This window comes from Paenibacillus rigui, from assembly GCF_002234615.1.
GTDB classification, from domain to species: Bacteria; Bacillota; Bacilli; order Paenibacillales; family NBRC-103111; genus Paenibacillus_S; species Paenibacillus_S rigui.
This window is the reverse complement of record NZ_NMQW01000001.1, coordinates 1-12,668: the sequence shown is the minus strand read 5'-3', so window position 1 is coordinate 12,668 and position 12,668 is coordinate 1. Positions and strand designations below refer to the sequence as shown.

General features: G+C 53.6%; 9 protein-coding genes. 8 read left to right on the top strand and 1 reads right to left on the bottom strand.

Annotated elements, in window-relative coordinates; genetic code table 11:
- The first annotated feature begins 118 nt into the window (after positions 1–118).
- The 5 genes from CF651_RS00045 to CF651_RS00025 all read left to right on the top strand — a co-directional run bounded on the left by CF651_RS00045 (position 119) and on the right by CF651_RS00025 (position 8,376).
- Complete coding sequence (locus CF651_RS00045) at positions 119–2,173, top strand: molybdopterin-containing oxidoreductase family protein (protein WP_094012797.1); 2,055 nt, start codon at positions 119–121, stop codon at positions 2,171–2,173.
- 15 nt (positions 2,174–2,188) lie between these two features.
- Entirely contained in the window at positions 2,189–4,501 is a 2,313-nt protein-coding gene (locus CF651_RS00040; protein WP_094012796.1) for a helix-turn-helix domain-containing protein, read from the top strand.
- Positions 4,502–4,798: 297 nt separating this feature from the next.
- Entirely contained in the window at positions 4,799–5,767 is a 969-nt protein-coding gene (locus tag CF651_RS00035; protein ID WP_094012795.1) for an ABC transporter permease, read from the top strand.
- A gap of 34 nt (positions 5,768–5,801) precedes the next feature.
- Positions 5,802–6,683 (top strand): carbohydrate ABC transporter permease, encoded by an 882-nt coding sequence (locus tag CF651_RS00030; protein ID WP_179232633.1) that lies wholly within the window; start codon positions 5,802–5,804, stop codon positions 6,681–6,683.
- Between the two features lie 151 nt (positions 6,684–6,834).
- Entirely contained in the window at positions 6,835–8,376 is a 1,542-nt protein-coding gene (locus tag CF651_RS00025) for an extracellular solute-binding protein (protein WP_094012794.1), read from the top strand.
- Positions 8,377–8,544: 168 nt separating this feature from the next.
- Here the strand turns inward: CF651_RS00025 and CF651_RS00020 are convergent, their stop codons facing one another.
- Positions 8,545–9,768 (bottom strand): MFS transporter, encoded by a 1,224-nt coding sequence (locus CF651_RS00020; protein ID WP_094012793.1) that lies wholly within the window; start codon positions 9,766–9,768, stop codon positions 8,545–8,547.
- A gap of 155 nt (positions 9,769–9,923) precedes the next feature.
- Here CF651_RS00020 and CF651_RS00015 point away from each other — a divergent pair, with 155 nt between their 5' ends.
- The 3 genes from CF651_RS00015 (at position 9,924) to CF651_RS00005 (ending at position 12,591) form a co-directional block, all read left to right on the top strand.
- Positions 9,924–10,802: a LysR family transcriptional regulator gene (locus tag CF651_RS00015; RefSeq protein WP_094012792.1), complete on the top strand. Its 879-nt coding sequence runs from the start codon at positions 9,924–9,926 to the stop codon at positions 10,800–10,802.
- A 155-nt stretch (positions 10,803–10,957) separates the two neighbouring features.
- Positions 10,958–11,929, top strand: coding sequence for a sugar phosphate isomerase/epimerase family protein (locus tag CF651_RS00010; protein WP_094012791.1), 972 nt, complete (start codon positions 10,958–10,960; stop codon positions 11,927–11,929).
- A 23-nt stretch (positions 11,930–11,952) separates the two neighbouring features.
- Positions 11,953–12,591 carry a hypothetical protein gene (locus CF651_RS00005; protein ID WP_245855575.1) on the top strand — a complete coding sequence of 213 codons (639 nt, stop codon included), beginning with the start codon at positions 11,953–11,955 and terminating at the stop codon, positions 12,589–12,591.
- Positions 12,592–12,668 lie beyond the last annotated feature (77 nt).

The window sequence follows — 12,668 nt, the reverse complement described above, 5'->3', positions numbered from 1 at the left end:
CGGGATGAAGGGAAGACTTGTGTGCCTGGGTCTGCTCTATTGAAATAAAACTTGTTTTGTTGCCATCCGTTCCTTATCATTTGGGGTAACGGTTTTGCTTAGGAAGGAGAGTTGTCAGATGAGTTTGCGTCACGCCAAGCTTCAGCCGACAGGTGTTTTTCCATCCGTTTGTTCTTTGGATTGTCCCGATCAATGCGGGCTGCTGGTCCATAAGCAGGATGGAAAAATTGTAAAAATAGAGGGAGACCCGTCGCATCCGGTCACTCAAGGCAGCATTTGCAACAAGGTTCGCCATATGGGGGAGCGTATTTATGATCCGAAGCGGCTGCAGTATCCGCTTAAGCGGACGGGCAAGAAGGGTGAGAACCGCTTCGAGCGAATCAGCTGGGAGGAAGCGCTGCACACCATTACGGAGGCGTGGAAGAAGCTTATCGCTGAAGAAGGCGCGGGGGCGGAATCGATTGTGCCGTACAGCTTCTATGGGAATATGGGGAGAATCGGGACGGAAGGAATGGACCGGCGTTTTTTTCACCGGTTAGGCGCGAGCCGTTTGCTGTATTCGATTTGCCAGGCGGCCGGGACGGAAGGGTACAACTACACGATGGGAAGCAGTGTCGGGACGGACCCTGAGGAGACGGTGCATGCGAAGCTTTTTATTATGTGGGGAATCAATGCGGTCAGCACGAATATGCATCAGGTCGTTCTCGCGGAGAAGGCGCGCAAGCAGGGAGCGCAAATTGTCGTGATTGATGTACACAAGAATCAAACCGGGAAATGGGCGGACTGGTTTATTCCGATCCAGCCGGGTACCGATGCGGCTTTGGCTCTTGGGATGATGCATATCCTGTTCGCCGAAGGCCTCGTGGATGAAGCTTTTATGCAGGAATACACGGTAGGTCACGAGGAGCTGCGCGAGCATGTCCGCTCCTATGATCCTTATACGGTGTCCGCCATAACCGGCGTTCCCGTGGACGATATGTACCGTCTGGCCCGGATGTACGGGCAAGCCTCACCTTCGCTGATCCGTATTGGCAACGGACCGCAGCATCACGACAACGGGGGCATGTGCATTCGGACCATTGCCTGCCTGCCTGCACTGACAGGCCAATGGCTGCATCCGGGCGGTGGGGCTATCAAAGGCAATGGGGCTGCGCTGGAGCACAATGCAGCCGCGCTGCAGCGCCCGGATCTGCTCGCCAAAGGGACGCGGCGCTTGAACATGAATTTGCTCGGCAAGCTGCTGCTGGAGGAGCAGGAGCCTCCGATCCGCTCGCTGTATGTATATAATTCGAACCCCGCCGTCGTGGCTCCGGAAGCGAACAAGGTGCGGCAGGGGCTGCAGCGGGACGATTTGTTCACGGTAGTGCACGATTTGTTCCTGACGGAGACGGCGTTGTATGCGGATATTGTGCTGCCTGCCACCTCGGCCTTCGAGAACACGGATTTTTACCGCTCGTACTGGCATCATTATATACAGCTCCAGCAGCCGGTAATTGAGCCTTACGGGGAGAGCAAATCGAATGTGGAAGTATTTCGTTTATTGGCCCGGGCCATGGGCTTCGAGGATGAAGCTTTGCAGGAGACCGAGGCTGACCTGATCCGTCAGGCGCTCGACCATCCGCGCAATCCGGCGATCGAGGACATCACGTACGAGTCGCTGCTGGAGCAACCTTTCATGAAAGCCAAGGTGAAGCCGTTGTTCCCCGGCAAGCTGCGGACGCCGAGCGGCAAAATCGAGCTGTACTCCAAGGCGATGGAGCGAAAGGGCTTCCCGCCGCTGCCGACGTATACGCCGTTGTGCGAGGATGAGGCACTGCCGTTTCTGTTCATTCCGGCGCCGAACCATAACTTCTTGAATTCGACCTTCTCAAACAATGAGAAGCATACCCGGATGGAGAAGGAGCCGAAGCTGCATATGCATACAGCCGATGCTTCCAGACTCGGTATCGTGAGCGGCGATCCGGTCCGGGTATTCAATACAAGAGGCGAGTGCGAGCTCACCGCATCCATAGGAGAGGATGTGCTTCCAGGTGTCGTTGTGAGCCAGGGGCTGTGGGCGGATGCGCCCGGCGGCAAAAGAACGGTCAATGCCTTGACCCCTGACCGCGTTGCGGACATGGGGGGCGGAGCGACCTTTTTCTCCGGCAGGGTGCAGGTAGCGAAACTTGGATAAAGGGGGTGGAGTCGGTTGGGGAAAGGTGTATTTTTTCGAAAAAGCTTGATTCTGATTCTGATCATCTCCAGTATCCCGGGGATTATCGTCGGAGGCCTCATTTATTGGGTTGGAGGCGGCTGGCTGGAGAATGAGCTGCTGCAGCTGCACAAGAATCAGATTGTCCAGCGGGCGGAGAACATCGATGATCAATTTTCGTATATGGAAAATTCTCTTGCCCACTGGGCTTTCGACCCGAAGTTCAACAGCACCTTGCTGGAAACAAACTTTTTTCGGGATTTTGAGGTCGCCCGGGATATTACTAAAACATTAAACGTCATGCAGGGCTCCAATCCGATCGCGAAGCAGGTGGAGCTGTTCTTGAACGGGCCGCAGCCGATCCGCTTCGGTCCCGAGTATGACTTTATTACGGATAAGGACACGGTTCAAAGCTATAATCAAATACTGGGCCAGGGGAAGCTGGCGTTCTGGGACAGGCTCGCGGCCGATCCGAAGCGCCCTGATAAGAAAGATTTGACGCTCGTTCATAAAATACCGGGTGCAGATCTGCATCCGTTTGGCGCCCTGCTTGTCCGGTTGAACGAGGAGAGAGCCTCGAGGCTGTTAAAGACGCTGACCCCCTATAACGTAGGGGAGACGTTCCTGATGCAGAGCGACGGAGAAATTCTTCTGTCCAGCTCGGGAAGCGCTTCCGAAACGACGGAATCAGCGGATTCCTTCGATAAAGTGCTCCAGGCGGAGGTGCTGAAAAGAGGGCAGAAGAGCGGGTCCTTCCTACTGGATTGGAACAAGAGCACGTATACGGTCTCGTACGGTAATTTTGTGCGGATCGGTACGGATTGGACGTATGTGTCCGCCTCCCCGATCAGCGTCATTACGAAGCCTGTCGGGTTTATATCCAAGCTGATCCTGTCGGTCAGCTGTGCAGCCCTGCTGCTGGCCGTTGTGCTGTCGTGGCTCGCATCGCGTAAAATTTATTCTCCGATCGACCGTCTGGTGACGATTTTGACAGGGGACAAGCTGTCCCGAGGCGGATCTGGCGAAACGAAGGACGAGTTCAAGATGATCGAGAAGCAGTGGCTGCATTTATCCAGGGAAAGCCACACGCTGCAAACAAAGCTTGAAGAGCAGCTATCTCACGTGAAGGAGGGCTTTTTGCTGCAGCTGGTGCAGGGGTTCCTCTATTCCTATTCGGAAGCCGATCTTCTGGAAAGAATGCGGTCGTTGGGCTGGGAGGTGGAGGACCGCCAGTTTCTGGTCATGCATCTGCATCTGACGGGGTTTGCCAGCCTGGAGGGCCGGTTCTCGCAGGGAGATGAGGGGCTTGTCACGTTTGCCGCGGCGAATATCATCGAAGAATTGTCCCGCAACCGGATGAAGCAGGTGGATGTCATTAACTTCCATGACCTATCCATCGGGCTGCTGATCATGCTGCCTGCAGATCAGCCTTACAAAGCGGAGCTGCATGCGTTAAGCGAAGAGCTGATGCAGGCGATCAATCATATGCTGAGGCTGCAGGTTTCGATCACCATCGGCAAGCCGTCGGCCTCGATTACCCAAGTGCCTTCCCACTACGAGGAAGCGAAGCAGGCACTGGGGCACCGCAATTTTGAGAATGAGAACCAGATGATTGACCTGGACTCCATAGAAGCATCAGAAGAGATCGGGGAGCAGCGGTACCCGTTTGCACTCGAGAGGGAAATTCTTCAGATGATTCGTACCGGTCAGCAGCAGGAGACGCAGTATTTGATCGCCTCATTCCTGAATGCGCTTCTGGAGCGGGGCGGCAAGGAAATGGACGTACAGCAGGGGATGCTGCAGCTGCTCGGGAGCATTCTGCATGCGATTCGCCACCTCGGGATGGACCCGAGCCGCGTGTTCGGCACAGGCAATCTGTACGAGCAGCTGACGCAAATTCGCGAGCCGCAAAAGATGCTGAACTGGTTCGATCGCAAAATCGTGCATCCTTTCATTCTCGAGTTGGAGGCCCGTTCGGATGTGCAGCTGAAAAAGGCGGTCGAGACGGCCATGGTCTATTTGCAGAAGCATTATATGGACGAAATCTCGCTCGACAGCTGTGCAGATCATATCGGCATCAATGCAGTCACCCTGAGCAAATGGTTTAAGCAGGTGAGCGGCACGAACTTTATCGATTATTTAACGGAGTTAAGAATGGATAAGGCGAAGGAGCTGCTGCAGCAGACCGAGTTGAAAATTAATGATGTCGCGGTCGCCGTCGGCTACCAGCATAGCTATTTTAATCGTATTTTCAAAAAGCACGTCGGGACGACGCCGAGCCAATACCGCGAAATGAGCCGGAGCGGGTAGCGAATTTCCAGCCGATGTCTGTAACGGATTACAGGCATCGGTTTTTTCGTGCCCTTTTGTAAGGATCCGCAAGCCCTTGCTGCATCAGGCTTTTTAAAAAAGTACTAATCGTGATAAATAATCCAAACCTCATGAAACAGCGCTTTCAAAAAAGTGTGGTTGATGGAAAATCCGGTACCCTTTAAGGTTAAGACATCAAGCAAAGCAGGGACCCAAGCTCAGCTGCCGGCCAGCCGCATTCAGGCTGCGCCGTGCACCAGGCCGGAGTCCCGATGAATCGAGACGAGGAGTGAGACGATGGTTAAGACAACCCAAGCCGAAGAGCTCCCCGCAAGCGTTACCGCAGCGAGAGCTCGTCCGAGCAGCTCATTATGGAACCGGATCGTCCGGGACAAATATTTGCTGCTGCTGCTGTTCCCTGGACTGATGTACTTTATCGTGTTCAAGTATATTCCCATGTGGGGCGTACTGCTGGCATTCAAAAATTATCAGCCTTTCCTTGGATTTTTCCAAAGCGAATGGGTCGGGTTCGATAACTTCCGACAATTTTTCCAGGATCCGGTGTTTTTCCGGCTCATGACCAATACGCTGCTGCTGGGGCTGTATGATATCATCTTCTTCTTCCCGGCGCCGATTATATTGGCTCTGCTGCTCAATGAGGTGCGCAAATCTTTTTACAAACGATTCATCCAGACGATCATTTACATTCCGCACTTTATCTCGATGGTTATTGTGGCCAGTATCACCTATTTGATGCTGACGACCGAAGGCGGGGTTGTGAATGAATTGATCGCCCAAGCGACGGGGGCCAAAATCGACTTTTTGACGAGTGAGAACTGGTTCCGTCCGTTAATTATTTCCCAAAGCCTGTGGAAAGAAATGGGCTGGGGCACGATCATCTTCCTCGCTGCACTGGCGGGAGTCGATCAAGAGCAGTATGAGGCCGCCATCGTGGATGGTGCGAGCCGGCTCCGTCAATTGTGGCACATTACCTTGCCTGCGATTCGCGGCACGATTATCGTGCTTCTCATCCTGCGGATGGGCAACTTCCTAGACCGCGGCTTCGAGCAGATTTTGCTGATGAGCAACGCGCTGAACCGCAATGTGGCCGATGTGTTCGATACGTATGTGTACACCGTCGGGATTACGCAGGGGGCATTCAGCTACAGTACCGCGGTAGGCTTGTTCAAATCGGTTATCGGCATCATTCTGATCGTGACGACGAATCATTTGGCCAAGCGGGCAGGACACTCGGGGATTTTTTGAGTGACACTCAAAATCGTAGTTTCATTAGGAGGGAATCACCTTGAGACATAACACGCTGGGAGGAAAAGTATTCGACTGCGCGAACTATATATTTCTTGCTGTCGTAGCGCTTGGAATGCTCCTCCCGATCATGTATATTATCTCCGGATCGTTCGCGACGGAGGTCGAGCTGAGCAGCCGTTCCTTTTTCCTTATTCCGAAAACGGTTACATTGAATGCTTACGAATATGTGTTTAAAGACAATGCGCTGCCGCACAGTCTCATGGTTTCCGTATTTATTACGGTGGCCGGTACCATCGTCAATTTGTTCTTTACCTTCACGATGGCGTACGCGCTGTCGAGGCGTCATATGATCGGCCGCAACATGTTCATGAATATGGTTGTATTCTCCATGCTGTTCAGCGGAGGCATCATCCCGACATTTCTGGTGGTCAAAAGCCTGGGCCTGATCGATTCGTACTTGTCCGTCATGCTGCCGACGGCGATCAGCGCGTTTAATCTGATTGTCATCAAATCGTTCTTTCAGGAAATTCCGGGCGAGCTGATGGAATCCGCGCGCATTGACGGCTGCACGGACCTGGGAGTCTTGTGGCGCATCGTGCTGCCGCTGTCCAAGCCGGTTATCGCTACCTTCGCTCTGTTCTATGCGGTCGGGCACTGGAACGATTTCTTCAACGCCCTGATCTACATCAACGATGCCAAAAAGTGGCCGATGCAGGTGCTGCTGCGCCAAATCATTTTGCTCGCCAGCGGCTCGCTGGATATGTCCACGATGGATCCGACTTATGTGAAGCCGCCGGACCAATCGATCAAAATGGCGGTCATCGTCGTAGGAACGCTGCCGATTCTGCTGGTCTATCCGTTCCTGCAGAAGCATTTTGCCAAAGGTGTGCTGATGGGGGCTGTCAAAGGCTGATTTATAGTTTATGCCGCGCCCGGAGTCATGTTGATCTTCGCGTGTACCATTATGCGCCTCCTGACCTGTCCATCCAGGGTGCACGCGTTATCATATAAATAAACGATTCGTATTTACACACAGCTGTACTCAAAAAAGGGAGGAAATCAAAATGAATTGGAATGCCAAGCATACAAAAAAGACCGCTGCGGCGATGAGTGCCGCGCTGCTTGCCGGCGCCTTGGCCGGATGCAGCTCGGGAGCCAAGCCTGAAGCGACAAAAGCACCGGCTGCAGGCGGGAAAGACGAGCCTTATAAATTTTCGATCATGATGAAGAGCTTTCAGAACGATGCCATTACGTCGGAGAGCAAGATTTGGAAAAAGGTTGAGGAATATACGAATACCAAGCTTGAGGTACAGTTTACGCCGGATGCGGCTTATAACGACAAGCTGAATATTACGCTGGCTTCCGGCTCGATGCCATCGGTTCTGTTCGTGGTGAATACGAAGCTGCCAGCGATCGCGAATGCTATTAAGGGAGGCGCATTCTGGGAAATCGGGCCTTACCTGAAGGATTATCCGAATCTGAAGCAGATGAACCCGACGATTCTGAACAATATTTCGGTGAATGGGAAATATTACGGCTTGTATACGGCGCGCCCGCTCGGCCGCTTCGCAGTTTCCTACCGCAAGGACTGGCTGCAAAACGTTGGCCTGAGCGAGCCGAAGACGATCGACGATTTTTACAATATGTTGAAAGCGTTTAAGGAGAAGGATCCGGACAAGAACGGCAAGGATGATACGTACGGTATGGTCGTAACGAAATACGCCGGTCCTTGGGATATTATGCAGACCTGGTTCGGCGCACCGAACAAGTGGGGCGTTGATAAGGACGGCAAGCTTGTCCCGGCACAGCTGACTCCGGAGTACATGGATGCGCTCAAGTTCTTTAAGAAGCTGTATGACGAGAAGCTGGTCAATCAGGATTTTGCCGTATATGACTCCGCAAAGTGGAACGATCCGATCATTAACAATCAAGCGGGCGTGGCTGTTGACGTCGTAGACCGCTCGTACCAGATTGACGAGAAGATCAAAGCGGGCAATTTGAAGGGCGAGATGGATGTATTCGGCGCCGTCAGCGGACCGAAGGGCTTGTTCACTCCTGCAACGACAGGCTATGGCGGTGTATTCCTGATCTCGAAGTCTTCCGTGAAAACCGAAGCCGAGCTGCGCAAGGTACTGAACTTCTTCGATAAAACATCGGATAAAGATATGCAAATCATGCTCAATTACGGGTTGGAAGGTACGCACTATAAGGTAGAGGACGGCAAGCTGGTTACGATTCTGACACCGGATATGCCGCAGGCGCCGGACATTAACGTGAAGAGCTTCAACCAAATGGCTATCGGCGTTCCAAACGTACTGGATACTGCGTTCAAAGCAGGTACACCTCTGCGTGCGAAAGCGAACGAAGTCAAGGCGGCTAATGAGAAAATCATCGTGCCGAATCCGGGTGAACCTCTGGTCTCCGCTACGTATACGCAAAAAGGCGCCCAGCTCGATCAGCAGGTCGAGGACGCACGGGTGAAATTTATTGTCGGCAAGCTGGATGAAGCCGGCTTCAAGGCCGAGATGGAGCTGTGGAAGAAAAACGGCGGCGAAAGCTACATCAAGGAAATGAACGATGCATACGCCGAAAGCAAGAAGAAATAAGTAATAAGGCTTGTAAGACAAAAAGGGAAGACGAACTGCCTCCGAGGGTGGTCCGTCTTCCCTTTTCTTGGTGGATAAGAAGGTATAAGGTTCACAACCCTCGTCTACCTTGACAAACGCATGCCAGCTGGAAAGATGGCGAAGCCGTTTATCCTTGTACAATCCGGCTTACACGTTGTTCATCGCTTGCTGCTGTTCAGGCTTCAACCGGATGGCGGCCCGTGTGAGCCGAAGGACCAGCAGGGAAGTGAGCAGCAGCAGGGCGCCGATCAGACCGATGACGCCTCCCCAGCCGAACCCTGTGAGGAAAAATCCGCCGGACCATCCGAGAAGACTGGAGCCAGCATAATAGAACAATAAATAAAGAGAGGACGCATAGGCCTTATGCGTGGGAGCGGCCACGCGACCGACCCAGCCGCTGGCGACCGTATGGCCGGCAAAAAAGCCGCAGGCAAACAGGATGATGCCCGCAATCATAAGAAGCATGCTGCCGCACAGCGTCAGAAGCGCGCCTGCCAGGGACAGCGCAATGCCCCAGCCGATCAGCGCCGCGCGGGAGTAACGGTCGGCCAGCTTGCCGAACCAGACGGAGCTCCATGAGCCGACCAGCTGGAATACGAATAGGCAGCCGATCACGGTTTGGCTCAGACTGTAAGGAGGCTGGGAAAGCGGATAGCCGAGATAGTTGAACAGCGTTACGTAAACCCCGAGCAGCAGGAAGCCGATGCCGTAAAGGCTGAGCAGCTTGTTGTCGGCGAAGCCGCTCTTAAAGCCCTCAAGCCAATGCCCGAAGGAAATGCTGACCGGCTTGAAGTTGCGCGACTTCGGCAGGTACAGCCAGAAGCACAAGCTGAGCAGCAGGCTGAACAGTCCAAGCGAGAGCATCGCGGCATGCCAGTCGAGCAGGTCGGTCAGCAGGCTGATGATCACCCGCCCGGCGAAGCCGCCGACGGCCGTTCCAGCCACGTAGACGCCTATCACCCGGCCAAGACTTCGGGGCTCAATCTCTTCATTCAAAAAGGTCATCGCAATGGCAGGGAATCCGGCCAGGCTGATGCCCTCCAGCAGCCGGACCGTCAGCAGCAGATGGAAGCTGGTGCTGAATGAAGAGATAATGGCCAGCACTGAAGTGACGAATAGGGAGACGCTCATCACATTTTTGCGTCCCCAGGCATTTGAAAGCAGCGAGACGAACAGCATACTGACAGCTAGTGTCATCGTTGCGAAGGAGATTATAAAGCTTGCGGTGGAAGGAGAAACCTGAAATTCTCGAGCGAACGTGCCGATCAAGGTTTGCGGGCTATACAAAATCGCGAACGTGACCAAGCTGCCCAGCAGCATGCTCATAAGCGTTCGTCGGTAGTCGCGGGTTCCGAGTTGGATGTATTGCATGGATCAACGCCCTCTTTTCAAATCGTTCTAATCTTTCTTTGGTTTATGTAGCGATCGAGTGTACTTAGTCTACTCCTTGCAAACTCATAACGTCCAATTTATTATTGGTATCATAATGATACCTTTTTGTAATGAAAAGGAAGGAGACGAAGCGTATGGAGTGGCAGCAGCTTGAATATTTCCGTGTCGTGGCGAAGACGGAGCATTTTACAAAGGCTGCAGAGGAGCTGGTCATTTCCCAGCCCGCGCTCAGCCGATCGATTACGAAGCTGGAGGAGGAATTGGGGGTCGCCTTGTTTGACAGGGTAGGACGGTCCGTCCAGTTAAACCCGATGGGCAAGCTGTTCTTGAAGCGGGTGGAACGGGCACTGCAGGAGATACAGGACGGGATTGAAGAAATTTATCAGTTTCACGATCCGCATGCGGGGACCGTGTCGCTTGCTTTTTTGATGACGTTCGGGCTGCACATTTTGCCGGATTTGATCGGCAAGTTCAATCGGATGTACCCGCGGGTCGAGTTTCTGCTGTATCAGAATCCGACGACGACTATTCTGGCGCAGCTGCTGCATAGCGAGGTGGATCTATGCATTGTAGGGCCGCTCGGCAATCAGCAGCGAAGCGTAGTCTGGCATAAGCTGCTCGAAGAGGAGCTGTTTATTTATGTGCCCTCTGGACATCCGCTTGCGGACAGAGCTTCAGTACGGCTCGAGGAGGTCGCGGAGGAGCCATTCATTTCTTTCAAAAAAGGATACGGTATGCGCACGTTAACGGATGAATTTTGCCGACAGGCGGGCTTTGTGCCGCGCATCAAATTCGAGGGTGACGACGTTGCTACCGCGGCAGGACTCGTCTCGGCGGGGCTGGGCATCACGCTCATCCCTGCGTTTACAGGCATCGATGCCAGTAAAATCAAGCAGCTGCGCATAGCCGAGCCGCGCTGCCGCCGCGAGATCGGGCTGGCATGGATCGAGGACCGCAGGCTGTCGCCGTCGGCGGAGCGGTTTCGCCGGTTTATTATGGAGCAGTTTACCTGAGGGCGGACTCCTCACCTAAATTTGTGTCGAAAAAACACAAGCTTTTGCAAAAGAAGCCATCATCTTCCGGGCCTATCTCGATTACGATGAAGGGGAGACAACAATCGACAAAGCCCTTCAAGAGCTTGGTGAATAGGCGAGAGGAGAAAATGATTATGGCAACGAACAAAGGTGAGTATTCCTTTTCGACATGTTGGAATATTAAAGAGCATACGGTCGGGCGGGAGATGATTGAGGAGATTCGGTCCCTCGGCTTTCAGCGTGTGGAGTTGAACTACAATGTGACGACGGACTTAATGAAGACGATTGAGCCGATGATTCATCGTGGCGAAATGGGGGTCTCCAGCGTGCACAACGTATTTCCATTTGTACCGGATAAGCGCTTCGACACGGATTCGGTCATGCTGGGCTTTGAGGAGAAGGAGCTGCGCGAACGTGCGGTGGAGCTGCTTCTTGGTTCGATGGAGCAGGCGTACCGGTTCGGAGCAAAAGCGGTCGTCGTGCACCCGGGCGAGGTGCCGTTCGAAACGAACATTGACGAAGAACTGAAGCGCATATACAAGACCGAGGGCCGTGAATCCGAGGCGTACCAGAAAGTATGGGAGCATATGCTGGCGAAGCGGGAAGCGGACAGCCCGGCCTATTTGGCGCGGATCCGCGACAGCCTGGAGGAAGCCTGCGGGTATGCGGCACGCAAGGGATGGGACGTGGCAATCGGCATCGAGACACGTTCGCGGTGCTACCAGATTCCGACGCTTAAGGAGGCAAGCGATATGATTGACTCGCTGCAAGGGGCGCCGGTTTACTTGTGGTACGATATCGGCCATGGCACGATGATGGGACGGATGGGCTTGTACGACAATGTGAAGGAAGTGCGCGAAATGAAGCACAAGATCGTCGGCGTCCATATTCACGAGACGATCGAATTGTCCGACCATTGGTGCCCGTATGTTAACAGCAAGGACTCTTCCGGCTTCGACGTCTTCCTCGATATTATCGATGCGGCACCGATCAAAGTATACGAGATTAAGGCGGCGTGCACGGCAGAGGACATCGAAGAAAGCCACGGGATCATTACGTCCAAAATCGCTGCCTTAACCGGTTCTGAATCGGGTTCCGCACTATGAACAGGGAGAAGGCCGTGGCTTATATGCCGCAATTGTATTTCGACCGGAACGAACCGTTCTTTCCGGTTCAAATTGGCGTCACCTTTCTTAGCGAGGGGGACACCTCGCCATCTTTTCGCCGAACCTTTGATTGGGATGATGAGAGTGTTGCGACCATCATTGAATATGCGATTTACTGGGACTACGACATTCAGCACATGTATGATTTGGAGCATGTGTGGGTGTACGTCGGACGAGACGGACAGGTCAGTGATGTGGAGGCGAGCTTTCACGGGAAATATGTTCGCGGGCTGCTTCCGGGTGGAAGCAATCTAGCGGACGGCACCCGGGTCAGGCTGTACTCACAGCCTGGCAAGCATGCCTTTCTTCCGCAGCCGGACTGGTTCGCGCTGGTGCCGGGCTTGTTCAAGTCATGCGGCAAGCATGCTGGAAGGGACGGGCTGCTGATTGGCGGACCGTTCGAAGGCGTACTGCATACGGACGAGGAGACGGACCGCATTGTGATGCGGTATTTGCAGTCGAAGGCTTTTACCCCATCCATGGAGTTTATGCCGTATGTCAAGCCTATAGAGGAGCTGCTGGTTCCCTGGGAGGAGCTGTATGAAACGGTGCCTCGGCGCGTGAAGCAGTGTCTTGCGGACATTAGGGCAGTTAATAGTTAATAGTTAATAGCTGTCTCTTTTACACATCTGACGCTGCCGGCATATAGAAGGGGTGGTAGTTTGTAGGGTGGTCAGGA